This is a genomic window from Wenyingzhuangia aestuarii (assembly GCF_011927765.1).
In the GTDB taxonomy this organism is placed as follows: Bacteria; Bacteroidota; Bacteroidia; order Flavobacteriales; family Flavobacteriaceae; genus Wenyingzhuangia; species Wenyingzhuangia aestuarii.
This window is the reverse complement of sequence record NZ_JAATJG010000014.1, coordinates 55728-80075: the sequence shown is the minus strand read 5'-3', so window position 1 is coordinate 80075 and position 24348 is coordinate 55728. Positions and strand designations below refer to the sequence as shown.

The window sequence follows — 24348 nt, the reverse complement described above, 5'->3', positions numbered from 1 at the left end:
AACAATCTGATAGCATTCTTGAATTAATTCTTGCTTGTAGAGAGTAAAGTGAATTACATATAATATATTTATGCTCCCTAAAGAAAAAGCATTTATGCAAGAAACAATTCTGAGTATACAGAACTTACGTAAAACCTACGGTGCCAAAACAGCATTAAAAGATGTTTCTATACACATTAAAAAAGGAACCATATATGGTCTTATTGGACAAAATGGTGCTGGTAAAACGACATTGATTAGAATCTTAAATCAGATTATTGAAGCAGATAGTGGTCAAATTCTTTTAAACAATCAAATTATTTCTCCTGAAGATATTAAAAGCCTAGGTTATTTACCCGAGGAAAGGGGCTTGTATAAAAACATGAGTATTGAAGAGCAGGCTTTGTATTTTGGACAGCTAAAGGGTATGACAAAAACAGCCGCTAAGGAACAGTTAAATTACTGGTTAGAGCGTTTTGATATAGTGAATTGGAAAAAGAAAAAAATTCAAGATTTATCCAAAGGAATGGCTCAAAAAGTTCAGTTCATCATTACCGTTTTACATCAGCCAGAATTGTTAATACTTGATGAACCTTTTAGTGGTTTTGACCCCATCAATGCCCAATTAATTGCAGATGAAATTAAAAACCTAGCCAAACATGGAACTTCTATTATTTTTTCTTCTCATAGAATGGAATCTGTAGCAGATATGTGTGATGCTTTGAGTTTAATACATCATGGAGAAATTGTATTAGAAGGCTCTATTACAGATATTCAAAAAAAATATGCAAAAGAGATTTATGAGATTCATTTGATGGATGCTGATAAAAATCTAGTCACTGCTTTTCTAGAAAAAGAGGCATACAGTACCAAAATAATTGAAGACAGTGCAGAACTAAAATTAGAAGTAACCAAAGCAAATACTACAGACGATTTGTTAAAGGAAGTATTATGCATAGGAAAACTTACCCTGTACAAACAATATGTTCCTAGTCTTCAAGAAATTTTTATAAAAACAATAGAAAATGCATAAGTTACTATTAATTATAAAGAGAGAGTTTTTAACCAAAGTAAGAAGCAAAGCGTATTTGGTATTAATTTTCTTAAGTCCTTTATTAATGTTGGGAATGTTTGCAGCAATTTTTTATTTTGCTAGTAAAGAAGAAAAAGCAAACGACAGCAAAATATCTTTATTAACTATTACCACTCCTGAAATCAATAGAGAGCTAAGTAAAGTACATCCAAATATTGAATACCAACAAGGAAATGCGGTTTCTTTTAACCAAGCCAAGCAATTGGTAGATGATATGAACTACAATGGTTTAATTTATGCCAATCCTAGTTTAGACTTAATGGAAATTTATGGAGATAAAAATATTCCTTTTCAATCTTTAAAATCCATTTTAGAAAAACACAAAAGAAAGTATTTATTAGCGCAAAACAACATCAACCCTTCGCTAATAACCCAGGTTACCAATACACAAATGGTTCACGTTACCCACAAAGAACAATCAGAAGATGAAATTAAAAAATGGGTAAAAGGAACCGTAGCTGTGGGTACAGGGTATTTGGTAATGATGTTTGTTATTATTTATGGAAATTCTGTAATGAGAAGTATTATAGAAGAGAAAAATAGCCGTGTTATAGAAATTATGGTATGTACCGTAAAGCCTTTTCAATTATTATTAGGAAAAATTATAGGAAACGCACTAGCAGGTTTGTTACAGTTTTTTATATGGGGAGCTTTATTACTTGTAGGGTTATTTTTAATAGAAACTAGTTTTCCGAGTAGCGGAGGAGAAGCAGAAAAAATGGCTCAAATATTTACGGTCATTTGGGACATTAATTACTTAGAAATCTTCATCAGTTTTGTGTTGTTCTTTTTAAGTGGTTACTTATTGTACAGCGGATTTTATGCATCAGTAGGTGCTGCTGTTAATAGCGAAACTGATACCCAACAATTTGTACATCCTATATTATTACCTTTAATGTTTGCCGTGTACATAGGAATTGTAACCGTAGTAAATGGTAATGCAAATGGGAGCACAGCTACCTTGTTTTCATTCATCCCATTTACCTCTCCAATTGTAATGTTAATGCGTATTCCTTACGGAGTTCCTACTTGGCAAATAATTTTGTCCTTGGCATTATTATTGGTTAGTTTTATAACTACAGTTTATATAGCAAGTAAAATATATAGAATTGGTATTTTAACCTACGGAAATAAGCCCAATATCAAGCAATTGGTAAAGTGGATGTTTCAAAAATAAGAACAAAATTACATGAGTAAAATATTAATTATAGAAGATGAAGATGCAATTAGAAGAGTCTTAAAAAGAATTATTGCAGATGAAAATAAAGCCTATTTGGTAGAAGATGTAGAGGATGGAATTAAAGGATTGGAATTGGTGCAAGCCCACGATTACGATTTAATTTTATGCGACATTAAAATGCCTAAAATGGATGGAGTAGAAGTTTTAGAAAAATTAAAAGAACTAAAACCCGAAATTCCTGTAATTATGATTTCTGGGCACGGAGATTTAGATACGGCTGTACAAACCATGAGAATGGGAGCTTATGATTATATTTCTAAACCACCAGATTTAAATAGATTGTTAAACACGGTTAGAAATGCCTTAGACCAAAAGCAACTAATTGTTGAGAATAAAATTCTAAAGAAAAAAGTAAGTAAAAAATACGAAATGATTGGTGAGAGTGATCCTATTACTCACATCAAACAAATGATAGACAAAGTAGCTCCTACAGATGCTCGTGTATTAATTACAGGACCTAACGGAACGGGAAAAGAATTGGTTGCTCATAGATTACACGATTTAAGCGAACGTTCTAAAGCCCCTATGGTAGAAGTTAACTGTGCAGCCATTCCATCAGAATTGATAGAAAGCGAACTTTTTGGACACGTAAAAGGTTCTTTTACAGGAGCTAATAAAGATCGTGCAGGAAAGTTTGAAGCAGCCAATGGAGGAACTATTTTTTTAGATGAAATAGGTGATATGAGTCTATCGGCTCAAGCAAAAGTATTAAGAGCTTTGCAAGAAAGTAAAATTAGCCGTGTAGGTTCTGATAAAGATATTAAGGTAGATGTTAGAGTTTTAGCGGCAACCAACAAAGACTTGCGTAAAGAAATTGCCGAAGGTAGATTTAGAGAAGATTTATACCATAGATTGGCAGTAATCTTAATTCAAGTACCCGCTTTAAATGAACGTAGAGACGACGTTCCTATGTTGATTTTGCATTTTACCAATGTGATTGCCAAAGAGCAAGGAATGACTCCTAAGCAATTCTCTAAAGAGGCTATTGAGTTGTTAAAAGAGTACAATTGGACAGGAAATATACGTGAACTAAGAAACGTGGTAGAGCGTTTGTTAATCTTAGGAGAAAAAGAAATTAGCGCTACAGATGTAAAAATGTTTGCAAGTAAATAAAAGACCACTTAAATAAAGGCAATAAGCCCATAAATATGATCGAAAAAATTAAGAATATAGAAATAGGTACAGGAGTTGGTGCCATTAAATTTGGAATGCTAAAAGCTGATGTTTTAAGCGTTTTAGGAATGCCTACAGCCAAAGAAGTAGAAAAAGATTTTGAAACAGGAGATGCTGTAGAAACTTGGGATTACGACAACTGTGGAATTGCTTTTTCTTTTGATGAAGAAGAAAACTGGAAATTAGAAACCATTACCATCAATTCAAGTTATTTTGAGTTGAATGGAGTAGGATTGGTAGGAAAAGGAATTCAAGAAGTTCAAGATTTTATCGAAAAAAATGAATTAGGAGAGATGGAATTTGAAGATTATTCTACTCCTGAAAATCCAAACCACGAATTAATTGATGTGGATGAAGCCAACATGTTTTTTTGGTTTACCAACGAAATTTTACAAGAAATTCAATTAGGAGTAAAATGGGACGAGGATGACAATGCTTTGTGGCCAACACGTTAATAAAACAACCACAATAGTTCATCGACCACATCGAGACACAAAATATTACACAAAAAAGCTCCACTTTAAACAGTTGGAGCTTTTATCTTAAATACAATTAAATCAAGTACAACAGGTCATCGAGCTGCTTGTACTGAGCAGAGACAAAGTAGAATCAATAATATATCATTAGACAGCCCCAAAGGGTGTTCGAGTAGCCTGTGCTGAGTTACACCGAAGTAGAGTCAATAATACATTATAAAGCATCCCCAAAGGGTGTTCGAGCGCAGTCGAGAACTAGAATATCTTTTGTTATAAAAATCTTTAATTACACTTAAACACTATGCTTCTCGACTTCGTACGAAGACCGTATAGTAACATCACATCTCACTAAGGGTGTTCTAGTCACCTGTACTGAGCAGAGACGAAGTAGAATCAACAATGTATCATTAGACACCCCAAAAAGGGTGTTCGAGCGAAGTCGAGAACTGTTATTTTTCTTATTATAGTAATTTTTATTTACACTCAAACATTGTGCTTCTCGACTTCGCTCGAAGACCGTATATTACACAACACAATCCTAAAAAGGTGTTTGATTAGCTTGTCATTAATACATCATTACGCATCCCTAAAAGAGTGTTTGATTAGCTTGTAGAAGTAGAGCCAACAATACATCATTAGCTCCCCCTAAAAGGGTGTTCGAGCGGAGTCGAGAACTGGGATATTTTTTGTTATAGAAACTTTCAATCATACTTAAGCATTATGCTTCTTGACTACGCTCGAAGATCGTAATATTAACACAACACAATCCTAAAAGGGTGTTCGAGTAGCCTGTGCTGAGTTACACCGAAGTAGAGTCAATAATACATTATAAAGCATCCCCAAAGGGTGTTCGAGCGCAGTCGAGAACTGTTATTTTTCTTATTATAGTAATTTTTATTTATACTCAAACATTGTGCTTCTCGACTACGCTCGAAGACCATACATTACACAACACAATCCTAAAAGGGTGTTCGAGTAGCCTGTATTCAGTTTAACCGAAGTAGAGTCGAGAACTGGAGTTTCTCTTGTTATAGCAACTTTTAATTACAATTAAAGAATGTGCTTCTCGACTTCGCTCGAAGACCGTATTATTTATAACCTATCACTCAAAAGGGAGGGTAGCAGCTTGTACTGAGTCACAACCGAAGTAGAGTCGAGATGTAAAATATTACTGTAAAAAAAAAGCTCCAACTTTAAACAGTTGGAGCTTTTTTATTGATCAAATTAGTAGGTTTAAAATTTATTTCCAACCACCACCAAGGGATTTGTACAAATCAACAACAGTTAACAATTGTTGCAATTTGCTATCTACCAAATTTAACTTAGCACTCAAAGCACTTTGTCTAGCTGTTAATAAATCTAAGTAGGTTGCATATCCATTGTTTAACAACTCTTCAGAGTTTGCTACGGCATTGCTTAATGATTCAGCTTCTTTGACTCTAAACTGGAACTTAGTAGACTCTGCCTGATAAGCAAACAATGCATTAGATACTTCACTACCTGCTACCAATAAGGTTTGTCTGTATTGGAGCAAAGCTTGTGCTTCTTGATTCTTAGCGACCTCTAGTTGAGTTTTTAATTTTCTTTGATTAAAAATAGGCTGTGTCAGCCCTCCAATAATATTGGCAAAAATAGAATTTGCATTGATCCATTTATCTACCTCTAAACTTTGAAAACCTCCAGAAGCTGTTAAAGTAAAAGAAGGGTATAAGCTAGTTTTAGCAACATTTTTCAACTCAAAAGTTTCCATCAAACTGTATTGAGCCGCCTTTACATCGGGTCTATTGCTCAATAATAAAGCAGGCACTCCAATTTCCATTTCTGTATCAATAGATTGCTGAGTTAATTTACCTCTTTTTATTTTTTGAGGACTTTTTCCTAAAAGAATATTCAATCCATTTTCTAGTTTAAAAATAGCAGTTTCCAAATCTACCTTTAAAGCTTCTGCACTGTTGTATTGTGCAATGTTTTGATCTACAGCAACCTGAGTAACTTGCCCAGATTTTTTTAAAGCTTTAATAGTCTCAACTCCTTTTTTACGTACAGCAATGGTTTTGTTGGTAATTTTTAATTGGGCATCTAAAGCTAATAATTGGTAGTAGTTTTTTACAATTCTAGCAATTAACTCCGTTCTTACTGCTTGTTGTGCTGCTGTAGTTTTTAAATAGCTTGCATAACTAGCTCTTTTGTTACTTCTAATCTTTCCCCAAATATCTGCTTCCCAAGCTAAATTTCCAGACAATTCATAAGTTTGAATAGATCGGTTAGGAGACAAACCTCCAAAACGACTGTTTTTAGAAATTTCCTGATCGGTAACACTTCCTCCAATACTAAAGGTTGGGTAGTAACCTGCCTTTCCTTGTTTCATGTAAGATTCAGCAGAACTCATTTGTTTGATGGCTATTTGCAAATCAAAATTATTAGCCAAACCTTCTGCTATATATTCTTGTAAATAAGCATCTGTAAACATGGTTTTCCACGATACATTTGCCATAGATACAGTGTCCATTTCTTTGGCTGTAGTTTCATCTACCCTGTAGATTTCCTTAGAAGTTTCTTTAACTTCTGGTTGTTTGTAATCTTTAACAGCCAGACATGATGTTAGGAGGGTAACTACTCCTAACAAAATGACTATTCTATAGTTCTTATTTTTTTTCATGATTTAATCAATTTCTTTGTTTAATTCTTGTGCTGATGACGATACTTTTTCTTGCAACCATTGGAACAAGATAAAGAGTATTGGAATTACAAAAACTCCTAAAACAGTACCAATCAACAACCCTCCAACAGCTCCTGTACCAATAGATTTGTTTCCTTCTGAACCAACTCCTTGAGACAATACCAATGGCATTAATCCTAAAATAAAGGCGAAAGAAGTCATTAAAATTGGACGTAAACGAGATTTAGCTCCTAAAATAGCCGCATCTACAATACTTTCTCCATTTTTTCTACGCTGCAATGCAATTTCTACAATCAAAATGGCATTTTTAGCTAACAAACCAATCAACATAATTAAAGCAATTTGAAAATAAATATTGTTTTCTAAGCCTAAAAACTTAGTACTAATATAAGCTCCAAATACTCCAAAAGGTAAGGACAATACTACGGCAAAAGGTAGCAAGTAACTTTCGTATTGTGCACATAATAAAAAGTACACAAACAAAATACTTAGTATAAAAATAAACGTAGTTTGGTTTCCTGCACTTACTTCTTCACGAGTTAAACCAGAATACGCAACGGTATAATTACTAGGTAATTTGGCAACTTCTTCCTCAATAACTCTTATGGCATCTCCTGTACTATATCCTTCGTTAGTAGCTCCGGAAATACTCGTAGAATTTAATAAGTTAAAACGAGTTACAGATTGAGGTCCATACACTCTTTTTAAGTTTACAAATTCTGTAATAGGTGCCATTTCACCAGCATTGGTTCTTACAAACATGCTGTTCAAAGCATCTACATCGGCTCTGTCTTCTGGTAAAGCCTGAATATACACTCTAAATTGTTTCCCAAATCTAGAAAAATCCGAAGCATAAATTCCACCAATATAACCTTGCAAAGTAGAGAAGATACTAGATACAGCAACTCCTTTTTCTTTTGCTAAAGGTACATTTACTTCCATTTCGTACTGTGGATAGTTGGTGTTAAAAGCAGATTGTGCATACTTAATCTCTGGATGACTCATTAAAGCTGCTGCAAAATTTTGGTTGGCTTTGTCTAAATCTGAAAATTCTCCTCCAAATTTGTCTAATAAGTTCACCTCAAAACCTGATGAATTTCCAAATCCACGTATACTTGGTGGTGAAAAGAAAATAATCTTAGCTTCAGGAACACCTGCAGCAATTCCAAATAATTTTCCAGTAATTGCTTGTGCAGAAAGTGAAGGATCTTCACGCTCACTCCAATCTTTTAATTTAATAATTCCCATTCCATAGTTAGAACCCGAACCGTTAATTAAACTTCTACCTTTGATAAAGTTAACGGCTACAATTCCGTCTATACCTTCAATTTTGTCATATAATTTTCTGGTAACAGCATCAGTTCTATCTAAAGAAGCACCTGCTGGTAATTCTACATTGGCAAAAATAATCCCTCTATCTTCATTCGGTACAAAACCTGTTGGAGTAGTGGTAGATGCCCAATAAATTCCAACTCCTGCAATCAGTAAAAGAATTACAGAAATGAATTTTTTCTTATATAAAAACTGAAGTGATTGTCCGTATTTATGAATGGTTGCATTAAACCCACGATTGAATAAGGTGTAAAAACGTTGTAAAGGTCCTTTGCTTTTTAACTCTTCGTCTTCGTGATGTGTTTTTAATAACAAAGCACATAAGGCAGGACTTAAAGTCAATGCATTTACTGCTGAAATTAAAATAGCAATAATCAAGGTAACTCCAAATTGTTCGTAAAACACTCCTGTAGGTCCTGTAATAAAGGTAACAGGAATAAATACAGCTGCCATTACTAAGGTAATAGAAATAATAGCTCCAGAAATTTCATTCATCGCAACCAATGTTGCTTTTTTAGGATTCTTTTCACCCTCGTCCATTTTAGCATGCACTGCTTCTACAACTACAATGGCATCATCTACCACAATACCAATGGCCAATACCAAGGCAAAAAGTGTTAATAGGTTAATAGAATATCCAAAAACATTTAAGAAAAAGAACGTACCAATAATAGATACCGGTACAGCAATAGCTGGAATTAAAGTAGATCTTAAATCTTGTAAAAAGATAAAAACTACTAAGAATACTAATAAAAAGGCTTCTAATAAAGTATGAACTACTTTTTCTATAGAGGCATTTAAAAACAAACTGGTATCATAAGGAATAAAAATATCCAATCCATCAGGAAGTTCATTTTCTATAGTTCCTAAAGTTTCTTTAATGTTTTCAATAATTTCCTGAGCATTAGATCCTTTGGTTTGAAAAATCCCCATAAATACGGCAGGATGCCCTTTACTCATGGCATTAGAAGCATAAGATTGTGCATCTAGCTCAATAGTAGCTACATCTTTTAAGCGTAAAAACTGTCCGTTACCTAAAGCCTTAATAACAATATCACTGTATTGACTTTCTTTTTTAAAACGTCCGCTATAAGTTAAGGTGTAAGAAAAAGCTTCTCCACTGTTTTGACCTAAAGATCCAGCAGCAGCTTCTAAATTTTGCTCTTTTAAGGCAGCAGTAACATCCGAAGGGATTAAGTTATAAGCAGCTAATTTTTCTGGTTTTAACCAAATACGCATCGCATAATCTTGTTGAGAGAATACACTTACATCTCCCACACCACTAATACGTTGCATAGCAGGAATTACGTTAATTTTTAAGTAATTCTGAATAAAAGTAGCATCGTAATCTTCGCTTTCAGAATACATAGAAATAAACATCAAAGCACTTGTTTCTTGCTTTTGTGTAATTACCCCTGTTTGTGTTACTTCTTGTGGTAACAAAGGAGTAGCTCTTGCTACACGGTTTTGTACGTTTACGGCTGCAATATCTGCATCCATTTCTTGATCAAAATAAACGGTAATTTCTGCAGTTCCTGTATTGGATGCTGTAGAAGTAATATACGTCATTCCTTCTACACCGTTAATTTGTTCCTCAATAGGAATAATAACGCTTTCTAATACAGTTTCCGCATTGGCACCTGTATAATTTGCAGTTACCTTAATAGTAGGCGGTGCAATATCTGGGTATTCTTCTATGGGTAAGCTAGTAATGCTAATAACTCCTAGCAAAACTATGATAATAGAGATCACTGTTGAAAGAACGGGTCTTTCAATAAATGTTTTTAACATAATGATAAAATTTCTAAGTGATATTAATTTTTAAATAATGGGTCAATAGGTGCTATGGCTTTTTCAAAAGGAGTGTCTTGTGGAGAAATAGTAGCACCATTTCTTAATTTATTAATTCCTGTGATCACAATTTTATCTCCTACCTTAAGACCAGACTTCACAACATATAAGTTATTTACAGTTCCTTCTACTTTAATTAAAGTAGCTTTTATTTTATTGTCTTTATCTAATGTATAAATAATAATGTCTTTTTGTTGCTCAAAAGTAGCAGATTGAGGTACTACAATAGCATCTTTATAGGTGATTGGGAATCTAATTTTTCCACTATTCCCATTGGTTAACAATTCGTTTGGATTGTTAAAAGCTGCTCTAATTTGTATGGTACCTGTACTTTGGTTAATTTGACCGCTACTAGTTTGAATACGTCCTTTTTCAGAGTACACTTTACCATTGGCTAAAATCAGGCTTAAGTCAGGAGAATTCTGAATACGTTCTGCTTTTGTTTTTCCTTCGTAACGTTGTAAATGGTCTATGTATTGAGCTTCGTTAAAACTAAAGAAAGCATATACTTGGCTAATTTCACTTACTTTGGTTAATGGAGTAGCATCACTTGGACTTACCAAAGATCCTTCTCTAAAATTAATAGAACCTACATATCCATCAATAGGACTTTTAATAGTCGCATAACTAATGTTTGCAGAAACACTACTGTAATTAGCTTTGGCTTGCTCCAAATTAGCTTTGGCAGTTTCTAATTGTACAGGACTAATAATCTTTTTTTCTACCAAAGGAATTAATTTATTTACCTCTACTTGTGCTAGGTTAATTCTAGCTTTGGCTGCACTAGCATCTTGACTTAAAGATTGTGTTTCTAATTCAAACAAAACCTGTCCTTTACGTACTTTTTGTCCTTCATCTACCAATACTGTTTCTATATATCCTGAGGTTTTTGCTCTTACATCACTATTAATAATTCCTTCTATTGTAGTAGGATATTCTGTATAACCCGTTACGGTTTGTTGCTGAATAGTGGTTACAGGTATAGCTGGAGGAGGAGCTACTGGAGCTGTTTGTGCTTCTTTGCCATTTCCACAACTAAACAAGGTTGCAGAGACTAGTAGTAGCGCTGCTGCTTTATAAACTGTATTCATTTTTTAATTATTTTTGTTTATTAATTTTTTTCTTAACTCTAAAACTGATGTTATTGTTTGATTTAAAAATTCTACGTAGTCATTATGAAAGTCCAAATCAAATTTTTCTATTTTTTCTAAGTCATGATTCATTTCTTCTTTAAATTCTTTTACTTCTGAGTGTAAATCTCTTTGATGTGTCCATGTAGAAACCATTTCATCTATGTTCTGAATGATACTGTCTGGATTTAGAATAAAATATTTTTTACGATCTCCTATTTTAGTGAAATACGTTATTTTATTAGATCCTTGTAAATGAGTTAAGTGTGTAGAAATAGTACTTTTACTAGCACATAATTTTTCTACCAACTCCTCAAACGTGGTTCCTTTTTTACCATTTAAGATGATATAACTCTTTATTCTTGCAGCTACAGGAGCTATTTTTTCTTTTTGTTCAAAATGGACTCCTAGCTTTTCTATAAGTTGACATAGCTTTTTATCTTCTATCATATCTTATTTTTTAAGTTCTTGTGTTTGCAAATATACTCTAAGTTCGGAAAAAACCGAACCTAAGGAACTTGAAAGTTTCTTTTTTTTTTATTTAGTAACATTTGTTAAGGCTTAACTGTAGAAAAATAAGGCTTTAATTAACTGTGTACTAGCAGTTAGTATAGCTTATATAAAGGAATTGAGTAGGGGATAATCCCTTTAAAATAAAGAGTATAGTAATTAAAAAACCTAGCTAGGTATGTAAAGAAAACAGTTTTATAACCCTATGCTCCACGGTCTTCGAGCGCAGTCGAGAAGTAGAGTGTTTAAGTATAATTAAAAGTTTCTATAATAAGGTTTTGAGTGATATTATATAAATATTACGGTCTTCGAGCGCGGTCGAGAAGCACAGTGTTTAAGTATAATTAAAAGTTGCTATAATAAGATTTTGAGTGATATGGTATAAATATTACGGTCTTCGAGCGCGGTCGAGAAACACAGTGTTTATGTATATTTAAAAGTTGCTATAATAAGATTTTGAGTGATATGGTATAAATATTACGGTCTTCGAGCGCGGTCGAGAAGTAGAGTGTTTAAGTATAATTAAAGGTTTCTATAATAAGAAGAATTCCAGTTCTCGACTCCGCTCGAACACCCTTTGTGGTTGTGTGGTGTTAATATATACGGTCTTCGAGCGAAGTCGAGAAGCACAATATTTAGGTTTGCTTAAAGGTTGTTATAATAAGATTTTGAGTGATATGATATAAATATACGGTCTTCGAGCGCAGTCGAGAAGTAGAGTGTTTAAGTATGATTAAAGGTTACTATAACAAGAAATATTTTTGTTCTCGACTGTACTTCGGTGTAACTCAGTACAAGCTACTCGAACACCCTTTGTGGAATGCCTAGTGATGTATTGTTGACTCTACGCGAACACCTTTTGTGAGATATGTAATGATGTATTTTTGATTCTACTCAAAATTAAATATTTAACAATTATCCTTATCTTAGGGTGAAAAATGGCTGGATACTTATATATATTAGAATGTTCCGATGGAACCTATTACACAGGAAGTACAAGAAATTTAGAAAGAAGATTAGCAGAACATCAATCTAAAAAGGGAGCTAATTATACCAAGACTAGATTACCAGTAAGATTGGTTTTTCAACAATTCTTTTTAAATATAGCTGATGCTTTCCATTACGAAAAGAAAATTCAGAAATGGTCGCACGCTAAAAAAAAGGCATTGATTGAAAACAACTGGAAACTGTTACCTATACTTTCTGAATGTAAAAATGATACGCATTTTAAGAATAAGGAAAGACGTTAAGTTTTAGATTGTTTTAACATACTTTATATGATGTTTTTTTAAGCGCAGTCGAGAAGTAGAGTGTTTATGTACAATTAAAGGTTACTTATAACAAAAAATATTCCAGTTCTCGACTGCGCTCGAACACCCTTTAGGGATGCCTTTGCTAGAATACGCTTAGAATGATATGGTATAAATATTACGGTCTTCGAGCGCAGTCGAGAAGTACAGTGTTTATATACAATTAAAAGTTGTTATGATAAGATTTTAAGTGATTTGCTATCAACATACGGTCTTCGAGCGTAGTCGAGAAGCACAGTGCTTAAAAACAACCATAAATTTTCAAGAATTTTTAGAAGTAGGCAAGCACCAGCAATTACTTATAGCTATTGTTACCTATCGGTTTTTTTCTCAATCTTTTTAATAGTATTTTCAATACATTTGTATTCTTTTAAGGATTTAGCTTTAGCTATATCCTCTTTAGGAATCCAATTTGTAGGAAATTCTTTATTTTCTTTCTTATAATCTTCAATCATTAATCGACCCGCTTTTCTCCACATTATTTTTAGACTATTTATGTGATTAAGTGATAGTCTTGGGTATTCTTTAGGAAACTCATTTCTTAATTCGCTTCTGAATTGTCTGTTTTTTTCAAAATAGATATCTCTAGATATTTCCTTTTTTCTTAAAAGCGTACCTAATTCCTGTAATTGAGGTTTATGTTCTTTTTCAAATTCACCAACTTTTGAAGAGTGAAATTTCCAATTATTTACAGTTTCTTTTAGCCTAGAATCAATTTTTAAATACTTGTTAGAAATTACATTGTCAATTTTTGTTAAAGGCATATGGTTCTTTCCATTTTCTATATCGCTTATTACTGAATTTACTATTATATAATTTAGAGATAATTTTAAATTGTTTTTTTCATTTATCAATTGTTGTTGAGATAATTCAGAATAATTCAATTTTTTAGAACACTTACATCCTGATAAGAGTAATATAAATAGTATCGAAAATATTGTTAAGTTTTTCATTTTTATAATGGTATGTAAAGGTTTTGGCTAGGCTTTTTTTTTAGTTTTATTCTTTTTGGTTTTAACTAAGCTATCCCCAAGCATCGGGACAACAAGATTTGGCAACTTAGTAAAAATACACAAAGCTTTAAGTTGGCACAAAACCTACATAAAGTTTAGCGGGTATTGACTGTAGTGTTTTTTTAATCCCATATATCAGGTCTATTAATTTTTATGGCTCTTAAATATGAAAGGAATTGTCCAGCGTGAACAGATTCGTGATATCCAATTCGTAATAAATACTCTCCAAGGTTTTTCTTATCTCCATTTCCAGGATGAATAATTTCATTATTTTTTAATTCTATATCTGAAAATTGTCTAACACTTTCTATAAATTTTTTTCTATAGGGTTCCGCAAATTCAAGTTCGTCAGTTATACTAATAAAGGGTCTATTTTCCCATGGAGTTTTATAATTTGTTATACTTCCTTTGTTTATTATAATGTTCCATCCATAATCGGCTTCTAAAACGTGTCTTACCATTTCTATGGCTGTCATTGCTTTTTCGTCTGGTTTCCAATTATAATATTTTTTAGGAAGCCCATTCCAAAGTTTTATACTTCTTCTCCTTATTTCAGTAAAATTTAAAATTATAAGTTCAGATTGAGTCATTTTCTTTATTTTCTAGAATGTCCTTTTACGTTACAGTCAACTACTACTAACGGTCTTGTATATGAAACGTAGCGTATAAATAAACGCTAACTTTTCGGATTTAGCACGAGCCGAATTTTTTATTTTTATGTTTAATTTTCTTTTCTAAATATAACCAAATAAAAAATTTGGTGTACTTTGTAAATATACAAAAACCTCTCGGAAAGCCTATAATAGCTATGTTTTATACACGTTGTTAGCCCACGTTATTTTTCAAATCCTATTTCTCCTGCGAAACGAAGAATTTCATATGTGTTTTTTAATCGTAAGGAATCTATTTCTTTAGTAGGCATTAAATTATTGAATATTTCTAGAATTTTACTTTCATTATCTATATATGACTCTTTAGATGATTTAATTATTTCTGGTGTCCAAGATATTAACAATTCATAAATAGGGGTTTCCCACATAGAATCGTCTTTTAGCCCAAACTCTATATGATAATTTTTTAAGTTTAACGGTTGAGATTTATTTAATTTCTCCTTGATTTCTTGAACACTTTCATTTGGTATCATTTGAAATCTTGAAACAAAAATTTCTCTCTCTTCTAACTTTAATGGAAATCCAGCGATATATTCAGATTCGGTTATTGTTACACTTTTATAATCTTTATCAGAGTACTTATTTAAAACCTCGGACAAAAATTCAGGTACTTTGCCTTTATATTCTTTTCCAGGAATTAAGTCAAATAGTTTATTTTGAATTAATTTATTTCTGACATTTCCTTTTTCAAAACTATCCCAATCCATTGGAACACTATATAATCCAATAAAAGGGTCAAACATTGGCGTTGTTATAGCCAATAATTGTTTTGCTTTATTGTTTTCAATTATTCTTATTGTTAATTCATTTTTAGAAAGTATTTCTTGTAGCTGTTCTATTTCTTCTGTTTTACAGCTCCATAAAACTAATTGACCTTTAATGTTATTGTCGTGAATTTGGTCTATTTTTTTTATTGTTGGTGTAATTTCAAAAGAGCCAAATAGTTGGATTGCAACATCTTTTGTCGGATTAACGTGATGCAAATATTCCCAACTTCTCGCACGTCTACTAACTTGTCTTAAAAAGTTATTTGGTATTTCAAAACAATAATCGTAATCATCTATTAGAGTGTTTTTTAATTTTGAATAAGAATTCCAAAATGTTATTTCATTTGACCAAGATGATTTGTTTGATTCTATTGTTATTGGACTAACTATAAAAGAAATCCACTCATTATCTTTTAAGCTGTATTCAAATGAGTTTATTTTCTTTTTGAGATTTGTTAAAAAAACGTCTATTTCTGTATTATTGGATTTCAACTTTATTGACGTTAAAATACTAGTTGGGTCTATTCTTTTTAAAACTGACATCCAACTTGGTAAAAGTTCAATATAATCTCCTGATATTTCTGGTGATAGTTCATTGCTTTCAAAAATGAAACTTGAATAGTGATGAAATGGAATAATGCGATAATTTGGCATTAGAATAGGGACTATTTTACATTCAATTATAGATTCATCTAAGCGTTGAATTTTTCGGTAAAAACTTTTTACCTCTTCAAGAATTATTTCTTTTGACGATAAATTAAAAATATTCTTTTTTGGTACTTGTATTGAGGGTTTTTCCTTTTCAAGTTTTGAAGGATTTTTAAGTATCTGTTCTATTGGATTACACCAATAGCATAAATCTGATTGTTCTTCGTAAATTATTAAGAATACTGGGAAATATGATGTTAACCAAGCTTTAAGTGTACTAGAGGCGATTGAAACGCTATAATTTCCATTTTTTAATAGTTTGACATATTCGCTATCCTTTGTAGTTGATTTTACTTGGCATCTCAAATGATAATTTGTTCTAGAGTTGTCAATAAAAATATTAGAATCTATATCTTCTCCAAAATCACTTTTTATAATGTCAGCAGTCCACTTAAATTTCTTTAATATCAACTGAACTGTAGTTTCTCCAATATCTCCTAGATTTTGTGAATCGGTTTGAATTGGTGTACTATTTTTCATTGTTGGTTTTAATGTGGGCTAACACCTAATAACAATAACAAAGGTGTTTTTTTGTTGAAAGATCTAATTTACATATTTTAAATAATTAACTTTTGTTAGTATTAAAAATATTCACAAAAAATAGTTTTTAATCAAACAATGTTTAACAATTCCTTGCTTACAACGGAGTGGTTTTTGTTGTAAAACTCTTATTTACAACACTTAAACCAATAGGTGTTTTGTTTTTTTTAGAAAATAAGTATATTTATTATGCTAAACAGCTCTAATTCATAGATATATCTAAAATTAAAAAAGAAGCTTTATGGAAAAAAAAAAAACAACAAGCCTGCCTTGTTAAAACACAAGCATTTAGAATTTGATGCCCGTTTATTTGAAAATGAGGTATGGTTAACCACCGAAGGTGCTATGGACTATTTAAAAGTGAGTCGTAGTACCATTTACCGATTGCGAAAACACCATCAGATTCCTAGTTTTAAATTAGGTCGTATTCCCATGTATCCCAAACACTTATTAAATAAGTTGTTTTTACAAAAATCCCTTAGCAATATTCAATAGGAGGCAGGCAGTACTCCATAAGAAATTGCTTTTTAAATAAATACCTTCCCTATATACTTAAAAAAAAGTGTTAGCCTATAACACTCTTTAGGTTACAAACTAACACATTTTAAAGGATCTATGTATTTAATGTTTTACACAGCTTTGTTTTTACAGTACTGTAATAGCACCCATGTAGGTACTGATAGCTGCATAGTTAGTGTTGGGTTTGCTAAAAGAAGCCCAAACTTGTACCTCAAAACCAGCCATATATTCGGGTAGTGTAACTGTGGCTGTGGTAGCATCACGAGTAGCAACCGATACATTGCTGTAAAACAAATTTAAATCGGGAGCATAAACCACCACCATTAAAGCATCAGTAGCAGCAGCTTTTCCTTGTCCGCTATTGTCTTGCCAGCCAAAAACAAGTGTTTGTGTAGCCCCTGCTGCTAAAGTTCCAGAGTCTAAACCTCTTAAATCGCCTTTACTAATAAGTACTTTGGCATAATCCATCACCATACCTGTGGGACTGCTGATGACTGCATTTTTAAGATGATAAGAAGTAGCCAAATTAGAACGAGATCGATCGCCTTGTGGACTTCCAAAATACATATTTAAAAGTTCCATAATGGGACTTAAAAAAGCAATCACAATTTTAAATTTTTCGCGTTGTTCTTCTTGTTTTTCTGTAGGAGTATAGGTACCACGTTGTGGCAAACTACGCATTACGTTTTTACCACGCCATCTGCTACCTACTACGTTACCAACTTTACCAGAAAATCCACCAAGAATACCTTTTTCAAATGTAGCCATAATTTTATTTTTTATTGGTTAATAGACTACAAACATAAAAGCTAAAACACTACTAAACAATTGTTTGACACAAACTGACACCTACTGAAACGTAGCAACCTAAAGTAATACTTATTGAACAGTCTTGATCTTGAATAAGATGTTGAGACCTTTTGAGACCTCTAAAGACCTACTGTGATTTACAGAGACCCAAAAACTGGATTTTTAGGGGGTTTTGTTCGGGTCTTGTTCGGGAATCCTTCGGGTGAGCTTAGGCTGTATTTTTTAAAAATTCATTTTTTTGGGAACAAATAGGGAGCACACTAGGGGAGTACTTAGTTCTGTTTGAATATCTTACTATTTGGTCTTCGAGCGAAGTCGAGAAGTAGAGTGTTTAGGTACAATTAAAGGTTACTATAACAAGAAATATTTTTGTTCTCGACTGCGCTCGAACACCCTTTAGGGATGTATGATAATATATTGTTGGCTCTACTTCGGTGTAACTCAGTACAAGCTACTCGAACACCCTTTAGGGATGCTTTTATAATGTATTCTCGACTCTACTTCGTCTCCGCTTAGTACAAGCTACTCGAACACCCTTTGAGTGATAGGTTTGTTTATAACAAAAAACATCCCAGTTCTCGACTCCGCTCGAACACCCTTTAGGGGTGTGGTGTTACCCTACGGTCTTCGAGCGCAGTCGAGAAGCACAGTGTTTAAGTGTGATTAAAAGTTGCTATAACAAAAGATATTTCAGTTCTCGACTGCGCTCGAACACCCTCTGGGGATGCCTTTGCTCGAACACGCTTCGAATGATTTGCTATTAACATACGGTCATCGATTTCTATGACGTTACCAAACGATTTTGATATAAATTTTCAGATTTTATAATAGCAAAAATGAGGTGTATAATTTTGTTTCTGACAGCATTCAAAACAGCCATCTTATTTTTGCCTTGTTTTACTTTTCTGCGATAATACACTTGTAAGTCGTTTTCCAAACGAATCGCACTCATTGCAGCAAGATGTAATATAGATTTCATTTGTTTGTCTGCAAACATAGAGACTCTAGGCTTCCTATAAACTGAAGTTCCTGATTGATATTCAAAAGGCACTACACCAGAATAACAAGCCATTTTCCTTGGGTTTGTAATTTTTTTAAAACCTTCTGTTTTGGCAATCATAGTCCAGCTCACAACTTTTCCTACACCCGGTACACTAAGCATTAGTTTTTGTTGTTTTTTAAGCTCAGGTTCTAAGTCAATTGTCTGTTGAATCAACTCTTCTATTTTTTTAATTTGTTTATCTAACTGATGTATTTGCTGTAAATTCCAATTAGTAAGGCTTTGTGTCAATCCTAAAGTCCTCATTTTCTTATAATCATTTTTTTGTTTGATTAATCTTCTTTTAGTTTTAATCCTAGCATTTCGTTCGGTCATTAAAACTTTAATTTTTCTAATAGCTAGTGAGCTAGGCATCCAAGGAGATAGATCCTCTTTATTCTTTTCTGTAAATAGCGTAATTCGATAAGAATCTTCTTTGTCATTTTTACCTCTAACTAAACCTTGACTTTTAGACAGATGTAGTGGATTAATAACAAAAACAGTAAAATTAAACTCTGGTAATACATCATATAATTCCCAATTATATCTCCCTGTATTCTCCATAGCAACAATTAACTTCTCTTCTTGATAAGACTTGAAGAATTTTCTAATGCTCTTTTGAGTATTTTCTATTTTGTAATATTCAATTAGCTTTTCTTGTTTTAAACAGATATCTAAAGTTTTACTACTGATATCAATACCGATAATGATGTTTTGCATAAATTAGCGTTTAAGTGAAGTGAAATGAGAAAAATCATCAATTACTTAACTCCTTAATAATGGGCTCTACCTCCCGAATTTCTATTTGAGTTTTTGATGAATAAGAAGTTTAAGTCTAAATCAAGACACGAGATTGGAGTCTCAGAGCGGATGTCATAGTTTACTTAAACTTCTTTTTCTCTTTTCTAAATTTAAAAAAAATACACTTTACTAATCTAAAGGAGCGAAGTCGAGAAGCATAATGTTTAGGTGTGATTAAAGGTTTCTTATAACAAGAGATATTTCAGTTCTCGACTGCGCTCGAACACCCTTTAGGGATGCCTTTGCTCGAACACGCTTCGAATGATTTGCTATTAACATACGGTCTTCGAGCGAAGTCGAGAAGTAGAATGTTTATGTACAATTAAAGGTTACTATAATTAAGAAATATTCCAGTTCTCGACTATACTTCGGTGTAACTCAGTACAAGCTACTCGAACACCCTTTGTGGCTTTGTAGTGTAATATATACGGTCTTCGAGCGAAGTCGAGAAGCATAATGTTTAGGTATAATTAAAGGTTTCTAAAACAAGAGATCTTCCAGTTCTCGAATGAGCTCGAACACCCTCTGAGGATGCCTTTGCTCGAACACGCTTCGAATGATTTGCTATTAACATACGGTCTTCGAGCGAAGTCGAGAAGCACAGTGTTTAGGTACAATTAAAGGTTACTATAACAAGAAATATTTTTGTTCTCGACTCTACTTCGGTGTAACTCAGCACAGGCTACTCGAACGCCCTTATTGCTGTTTGAATATCTTACTATACGGTCTTCGAGCGAAGTCTTGAAGCACAGTGTTTAAGGAGACTAAAAAGATTTTGTATTAAGATTAAGAACCTTCTTAAAATTAAATACAAATAAAAAAATCCAGTAAACTAAATTACTGGATTTTTTATTCTAATATTTTTATAACTAGTAAGACATCTTTACTATTTTTTCAACATCGGTAGGAGTTAAGTTTTTATGCTCACCCAAACCATTCCAGCCTCTAGCAGTAAATCTTTTAGCAATTTCTTCTGCTGTACCTTGATAGTCTTTTGTGTAATCAGACAATTTAGTATTAATACCTAAACTGTTAAAAAACAATTCAGTTTTAACAATGGCTTCTTGAGCTTTTTCTTCTACAGAACCTTCGGTTATGTTCCAAACACGTGCTGCATATTGCGCTAATTTTTCTTTTTTAGCTTCAAAATTATATTTGTAATGACTTGGAGCAATCACCGCTAAAGTTCTTGCATGATCAATACCATACAAAGCTGTTAATTCATGACCAATAGCATGTACAAGCCAATCGGTAGGAACTCCTTTTTGAATCAATCCGTTTAGAGCCATGGTACAACTCCACATAAAATCGGAAGCAGCCTTATAGTTGCTAGGATCTTTTATAATTTTTGGAGCAATTTCAATTAAGGTCTGTAAAATACTTTCTGAAATTCTATCTTGCAACAAAGCATCAATAGGGTAGGTCATGTATTGTTCTAAAACATGGGTAAAAGCATCGGTAATACCATTGGCCAATTGTCTTTCAGGAATAGACTGAATAACTGTAGGGTCTAAAACAGAAAATTGTGGAAACAAACCAGGTCCACCCATGGCTAGTTTTTCCTTGGTTTCTTGTCTTGTAATTACAGCTCCAGAATTCATTTCAGATCCCGTAGCAGGCAAGGTTAATACCGTTCCAAAAGGCATTCCTTTGGTAGTTCTAATGTTTTGAGTTAAAATATCCCAAGGGGTTTCTCCTTTAAACAACGCAGCAGAAGCTAAAAACTTAGTTCCATCAATAACAGAACCACCACCTACAGCTAATAAGAAACCAATATTTTCTTTTTTAATAAGCTCTAAGGCCTCCATTAAAACAGCATATTCTGGATTGGCAGGAATCCCACCAAACTCAACAACCTCAAAACCTTCTAATGCATTTAAAACCTGCTCGTAAATTCCATTCTTTTTAATACTTCCACCTCCATATAACATTAAAACTTTAGTGTTACTTGGGATTTCTTTGGATAAGTTTTCTATTTGATTTTTTCCAAACAATATTTTGGTTGGATTTTGGTATTCAAAATTGTTCATGTTCTTCTAATTTAGAAATTTGTAATGCTATCTATAGGGCTTGTAAAACTTACTCCATAACAGTTACAAGGTCTTCTGTACTTTTTCTAACTTTTACTAAAGGTTCTAACCAATCATTTTCTGCATTTCTATATCCAAGAGGTAATAAAATGGCACTTCTTAATCCTTTGGATTTTAAATCTAAAATTTCATCAACAGAAGCAGGATCAAAACCTTCTATAGGAGTTGCATCTACCCCTTCAAAAGCAGCAGCAGCAATAGCCATTCCAAAAGCAATATATGCTTGTCTTGCAGCGTGGTTAAAGTTTTCTTCAGCATCTTTTTGAGGATAAGCTCCTAATAACATTTGTCTGTAATTTTCCCATCCTTCGTTTTTAAATCCACGAATTTCATTGGTCAAATCAAACATATAATTAATTCTATCCTCTGTATAAGTATCCCAAGCAGCAAAAACTAATAGGTGAGAGCAGTCTGTAATTACAGATTGATTCCATCCTACCGCTTTAATCTTTTCTTTTAACTCTTTATTTTTAACCACAATAATTTCAAAAGGCTGTAACCCACTAGAGGTTGGAGCCAATCTTGCGGCTTCTATAATTTTAGCTACTTTTTCCTCAGCTACGCTTTCTCCGTTCATCGCTTTGGTTGCGTATCTCCAGTTTAACTTGTCTAATAATTCCATATTTCTTTTATTTGTTTTATTTGTTTGTGTTTATTTTAATGCTATCCCATGACATTTGATAGGCTAGCGCTCTATTTTCTTCTGTTAAATGATATTCGTCTCTTTGCTGTGCATTGGTTAAAAAAGCCATAGGATACACGGTATATGCGTATAATATATAAGGACAGGCTTTTTTAATAATACCTAATTCTTGTCCTTTTTCCCATAAAGCCAACAAAGGCTGAATGTGTTTTATTCCTTCTTTTCTACTTTCTTCATCAATAATAGGAGTATTGTCACAATGAGACAAAAACAATGCCTCTTCTACAAACTTTAACCTAAAGTCTGCTATTTGATGCCAAATAATTTTAAATCCTTTTTCTACAGGTACAGATTCATGATAACCTTTAAATACATAAGTGGTAAAGTTTTCTTTCACATGTAAATACACCTTGTTAATTAAATCCTGCTTGTTTTCATAATACAAATAAATAGTACCAGGAGAGATTCCTGCTGTTTTGGCTATTTTAGACATAGAAGTGGCATGAAAACCATTATTAATCACCAAACTAATGGTTGCCTTAATAAGGGCTTCTCTTTTTACTTCACTTTTGCTTAATTCTTTCATGATCTCTTTGGTATTACAATACAAAGATAGTAAATAAATGAATGAACGTTCATTTATTTACTAATACTTCTAAAATTTAATAAGAAATGCAAATCATTAGTAAATATTAACTATTGACTTACAGTAGATTAGGTGTGTTTTTGAAAATAATCATAAAAAAAGAAGTTTTTTTATGTTAGCTGATTAAACCATAATTATAAAAGGAGGTCTTAGCTTAGATTCAATTCATAGATATATAAAAAATTAGGTGATGAAGTATATATATCTAGAAGATTGAACCGTATAAAAGAAATAATTACAATAAAATTAAAAAACATTAAGAAAAATGAAATCTCAAAAAATTACAGTGATCGCATCAGCAATTTGTTTATTTGCTACCGTAGGTTCTTTTGCACAAGAAGCAAAACCAAAACCATCTCCAGAAAAAATGTTCAAGAATTTTGATAAGAACAAAGATGGAAAAGTAACTAAAGAAGAATTAGAAGGTAAAAAAATCTTAAACAGATTTGATAAAATTGATGCTAGTGGTGATGGTGTTATTACTTTAGAAGAGTTAACAAATGCAATGAACAAGAAAGGGAAAGGAAAAGGTAAGGGAGAAGGAAAAGCTAAAAAAGAAAAACCTGCTCACAACCATAACGAAGATACAGACAACGAAGACAATGATGGTGGAGAGGAATAATCTCTAATTTAAAACCCTAAAAAGCCCCTTGTAAACTTACAAGGGGCTTTTGTTTTTTATAGCTTTTGTAGCTGGTCTATAACACCAATCAAACTAGCGCATCTAGCATCGGCAATAGCAAATTTGGGAGCTTTACTATTGTTGGTTAATACAATGGTATATGCCATAGAAGCTTTAGCGGCAATCATTCCTGTTACCGAATCTTCTAAAATAATACATTCTTCGGGTTGGGAGTTTAATTGTTTCATCGCTTGTAAATACACTGCCGGATTGGGTTTTCCGTACACTTCATCATCGGCACTACAAATTTGATCAAAGTAAGAAGCAACATTTAATCGTTGCAAAACAGCATCAATCACTTTCCAACTAGAAGAAGTAGCTAAGCCTATTTTATATTTTTCTTTTTTTAGATAAGACAACAATTCTGTTAAGCCCCTAATAGCGTTTCCGTTTTTTAGAATTTGAAACACTACCTGATCTAAAATTTGGTCTGCCAAAACAATAGGAGAGCTGCTTAAGTCATACAAATTATACCAAGTTTCTGCCACATGATCTATTCTTTTTCCCATGGTATAGGTTTCACAGTCTTTAGCTGTAATAGGAACTCCTAAGTTTCCTAAAACATTTATTTGTGCTTGTTGCCAAAAAGGTTCAGAGTCTATCATGACTCCGTCCATATCAAAAATAAAAGTAGTTGGTTTCATA

At 32.7% G+C, this 24348-nt stretch carries 20 protein-coding genes; 7 read left to right on the top strand and 13 right to left on the bottom strand.

The annotated features are described in order from the left end of the window. Nucleotides 1–70: 70 nt before the first annotated feature. From GGR97_RS12750 to GGR97_RS12735, 4 genes are read left to right on the top strand one after another with little or no spacing between them, the layout of a single operon-like run. Nucleotides 71–1012: an ABC transporter ATP-binding protein gene (locus GGR97_RS12750; RefSeq protein WP_245229504.1), complete on the top strand. Its 942-nt coding sequence runs from the start codon at nt 71–73 to the stop codon at nt 1010–1012. Beyond that, nucleotides 1005–2249 carry an ABC transporter permease gene (locus tag GGR97_RS12745; protein WP_167898909.1) on the top strand — a complete coding sequence of 415 codons (1245 nt, stop codon included), beginning with the start codon at nt 1005–1007 and terminating at the stop codon, nt 2247–2249. The genes GGR97_RS12750 and GGR97_RS12745 overlap by 8 nt, the downstream gene beginning before the upstream one ends. 12 nt (nt 2250–2261) lie before the next feature. Next, nucleotides 2262–3425: a sigma-54-dependent transcriptional regulator gene (locus tag GGR97_RS12740; RefSeq protein ID WP_167898908.1), complete on the top strand. Its 1164-nt coding sequence runs from the start codon at nt 2262–2264 to the stop codon at nt 3423–3425. Between the two features lie 35 nt (nt 3426–3460). Continuing rightward, nucleotides 3461–3940, top strand: coding sequence for a hypothetical protein (locus tag GGR97_RS12735; protein ID WP_167898907.1), 480 nt, complete (start codon nt 3461–3463; stop codon nt 3938–3940). A gap of 1261 nt (nt 3941–5201) precedes the next feature. Here the strand turns inward: GGR97_RS12735 and GGR97_RS12730 are convergent. The 4 genes from GGR97_RS12730 to GGR97_RS12715 are packed head-to-tail and all read right to left on the bottom strand — an operon-like array spanning nt 5202 to nt 11404. Then, a complete protein-coding gene (locus GGR97_RS12730; RefSeq protein WP_167898906.1) occupies nt 5202–6620 on the bottom strand; it encodes an efflux transporter outer membrane subunit in 1419 nt (472 codons plus the stop codon). Nucleotides 6621–6623: 3 nt separating this feature from the next. Beyond that, a complete protein-coding gene (locus tag GGR97_RS12725; protein WP_167898905.1) occupies nt 6624–9764 on the bottom strand; it encodes an efflux RND transporter permease subunit in 3141 nt (1046 codons plus the stop codon). A gap of 23 nt (nt 9765–9787) precedes the next feature. Further along, entirely contained in the window at nt 9788–10915 is a 1128-nt protein-coding gene (locus tag GGR97_RS12720) for an efflux RND transporter periplasmic adaptor subunit (protein ID WP_167898904.1), read from the bottom strand. 3 nt (nt 10916–10918) lie between these two features. Next, nucleotides 10919–11404: a GbsR/MarR family transcriptional regulator gene (locus tag GGR97_RS12715; protein ID WP_167898903.1), complete on the bottom strand. Its 486-nt coding sequence runs from the start codon at nt 11402–11404 to the stop codon at nt 10919–10921. Nucleotides 11405–12402: 998 nt separating this feature from the next. On the opposite strand from GGR97_RS12715, the gene GGR97_RS12710 reads away from it, so the two are divergent. Continuing rightward, entirely contained in the window at nt 12403–12714 is a 312-nt protein-coding gene (locus GGR97_RS12710) for a GIY-YIG nuclease family protein (protein WP_167898902.1), read from the top strand. A 371-nt stretch (nt 12715–13085) separates the two neighbouring features. Here GGR97_RS12710 and GGR97_RS12705 read toward each other — a convergent pair whose 3' ends face one another. From GGR97_RS12705 to GGR97_RS12695, 3 genes are all read right to left on the bottom strand, one after another. Further along, complete coding sequence (locus GGR97_RS12705) at nt 13086–13727, bottom strand: putative periplasmic lipoprotein (protein ID WP_167898901.1); 642 nt, start codon at nt 13725–13727, stop codon at nt 13086–13088. A gap of 182 nt (nt 13728–13909) precedes the next feature. Next, the gene (locus tag GGR97_RS12700; RefSeq protein ID WP_167898900.1) at nt 13910–14377 is read right to left on the bottom strand and encodes a DinB family protein; all 468 of its coding nucleotides are present in this window, start codon (nt 14375–14377) and stop codon (nt 13910–13912) included. Nucleotides 14378–14622: 245 nt separating this feature from the next. Next, on the bottom strand, nt 14623–16413 hold the full coding sequence (locus GGR97_RS12695; RefSeq protein WP_167898899.1) for a DUF4365 domain-containing protein: 1791 nt from the start codon (nt 16411–16413) through the stop codon (nt 14623–14625). A gap of 330 nt (nt 16414–16743) precedes the next feature. Here GGR97_RS12695 and GGR97_RS12690 point away from each other — a divergent pair, with 330 nt between their 5' ends. Continuing rightward, the gene (locus GGR97_RS12690; RefSeq protein WP_167898898.1) at nt 16744–16968 is read left to right on the top strand and encodes a helix-turn-helix domain-containing protein; all 225 of its coding nucleotides are present in this window, start codon (nt 16744–16746) and stop codon (nt 16966–16968) included. Between the two features lie 150 nt (nt 16969–17118). Here GGR97_RS12690 and GGR97_RS12685 read toward each other — a convergent pair whose 3' ends face one another. The 5 genes from GGR97_RS12685 to GGR97_RS12665 all read right to left on the bottom strand — a co-directional run bounded on the left by GGR97_RS12685 (nt 17119) and on the right by GGR97_RS12665 (nt 22961). Then, nucleotides 17119–17760 carry a DUF6266 family protein gene (locus GGR97_RS12685; RefSeq protein ID WP_167898897.1) on the bottom strand — a complete coding sequence of 214 codons (642 nt, stop codon included), beginning with the start codon at nt 17758–17760 and terminating at the stop codon, nt 17119–17121. 823 nt (nt 17761–18583) lie between these two features. Further along, a complete protein-coding gene (locus tag GGR97_RS12680) occupies nt 18584–19561 on the bottom strand; it encodes an IS110 family RNA-guided transposase (RefSeq protein WP_167898896.1) in 978 nt (325 codons plus the stop codon). A gap of 950 nt (nt 19562–20511) precedes the next feature. Beyond that, the gene (locus tag GGR97_RS12675; RefSeq protein ID WP_167898895.1) at nt 20512–21672 is read right to left on the bottom strand and encodes an iron-containing alcohol dehydrogenase; all 1161 of its coding nucleotides are present in this window, start codon (nt 21670–21672) and stop codon (nt 20512–20514) included. 49 nt (nt 21673–21721) lie between these two features. Further along, nucleotides 21722–22354 (bottom strand): nitroreductase family protein, encoded by a 633-nt coding sequence (locus tag GGR97_RS12670; protein WP_167898894.1) that lies wholly within the window; start codon nt 22352–22354, stop codon nt 21722–21724. Nucleotides 22355–22370: 16 nt separating this feature from the next. Continuing rightward, nucleotides 22371–22961 carry a TetR/AcrR family transcriptional regulator gene (locus GGR97_RS12665; protein WP_167898893.1) on the bottom strand — a complete coding sequence of 197 codons (591 nt, stop codon included), beginning with the start codon at nt 22959–22961 and terminating at the stop codon, nt 22371–22373. Nucleotides 22962–23286: 325 nt separating this feature from the next. On the opposite strand from GGR97_RS12665, the gene GGR97_RS12660 reads away from it, so the two are divergent. Further along, nucleotides 23287–23643, top strand: a complete 357-nt coding sequence (locus GGR97_RS12660) for an EF-hand domain-containing protein (protein WP_167898892.1) — start codon at nt 23287–23289, stop codon at nt 23641–23643. Nucleotides 23644–23699: 56 nt separating this feature from the next. Here GGR97_RS12660 and hxpB read toward each other — a convergent pair whose 3' ends face one another. Further along, the gene (hxpB, locus tag GGR97_RS12655; RefSeq protein WP_167898891.1) at nt 23700–24347 is read right to left on the bottom strand and encodes a hexitol phosphatase HxpB; all 648 of its coding nucleotides are present in this window, start codon (nt 24345–24347) and stop codon (nt 23700–23702) included. Nucleotide 24348: the final 1 nt, after the last annotated feature.

What these genes read in the sequence shown, in the direction of transcription:
- GGR97_RS12700 (WP_167898900.1), bottom strand. Translation starts at nt 14,377, where the DNA reads ATGACTCAATCTGAACTTATAATTTTAAATTTTACTGAAATAAGGAGA.
- hxpB (WP_167898891.1), bottom strand. Translation starts at nt 24,347, where the DNA reads ATGAAACCAACTACTTTTATTTTTGATATGGACGGAGTCATGATAGAC.
- GGR97_RS12680 (WP_167898896.1), bottom strand. Translation starts at nt 19,561, where the DNA reads ATGCAAAACATCATTATCGGTATTGATATCAGTAGTAAAACTTTAGAT.
- GGR97_RS12750 (WP_245229504.1), top strand. Translation starts at nt 71, where the DNA reads ATGCTCCCTAAAGAAAAAGCATTTATGCAAGAAACAATTCTGAGTATA.
- GGR97_RS12660 (WP_167898892.1), top strand. Translation starts at nt 23,287, where the DNA reads ATGAAATCTCAAAAAATTACAGTGATCGCATCAGCAATTTGTTTATTT.
- GGR97_RS12730 (WP_167898906.1), bottom strand. Translation starts at nt 6,620, where the DNA reads ATGAAAAAAAATAAGAACTATAGAATAGTCATTTTGTTAGGAGTAGTT.
- GGR97_RS12725 (WP_167898905.1), bottom strand. Translation starts at nt 9,764, where the DNA reads ATGTTAAAAACATTTATTGAAAGACCCGTTCTTTCAACAGTGATCTCT.
- GGR97_RS12715 (WP_167898903.1), bottom strand. Translation starts at nt 11,404, where the DNA reads ATGATAGAAGATAAAAAGCTATGTCAACTTATAGAAAAGCTAGGAGTC.
- GGR97_RS12675 (WP_167898895.1), bottom strand. Translation starts at nt 21,672, where the DNA reads ATGAACAATTTTGAATACCAAAATCCAACCAAAATATTGTTTGGAAAA.
- GGR97_RS12665 (WP_167898893.1), bottom strand. Translation starts at nt 22,961, where the DNA reads ATGAAAGAATTAAGCAAAAGTGAAGTAAAAAGAGAAGCCCTTATTAAG.
- GGR97_RS12685 (WP_167898897.1), bottom strand. Translation starts at nt 17,760, where the DNA reads ATGGCTACATTTGAAAAAGGTATTCTTGGTGGATTTTCTGGTAAAGTT.
- GGR97_RS12745 (WP_167898909.1), top strand. Translation starts at nt 1,005, where the DNA reads ATGCATAAGTTACTATTAATTATAAAGAGAGAGTTTTTAACCAAAGTA.
- GGR97_RS12710 (WP_167898902.1), top strand. Translation starts at nt 12,403, where the DNA reads ATGGCTGGATACTTATATATATTAGAATGTTCCGATGGAACCTATTAC.
- GGR97_RS12720 (WP_167898904.1), bottom strand. Translation starts at nt 10,915, where the DNA reads ATGAATACAGTTTATAAAGCAGCAGCGCTACTACTAGTCTCTGCAACC.
- GGR97_RS12740 (WP_167898908.1), top strand. Translation starts at nt 2,262, where the DNA reads ATGAGTAAAATATTAATTATAGAAGATGAAGATGCAATTAGAAGAGTC.
- GGR97_RS12705 (WP_167898901.1), bottom strand. Translation starts at nt 13,727, where the DNA reads ATGAAAAACTTAACAATATTTTCGATACTATTTATATTACTCTTATCA.
- GGR97_RS12670 (WP_167898894.1), bottom strand. Translation starts at nt 22,354, where the DNA reads ATGGAATTATTAGACAAGTTAAACTGGAGATACGCAACCAAAGCGATG.
- GGR97_RS12735 (WP_167898907.1), top strand. Translation starts at nt 3,461, where the DNA reads ATGATCGAAAAAATTAAGAATATAGAAATAGGTACAGGAGTTGGTGCC.
- GGR97_RS12695 (WP_167898899.1), bottom strand. Translation starts at nt 16,413, where the DNA reads ATGAAAAATAGTACACCAATTCAAACCGATTCACAAAATCTAGGAGAT.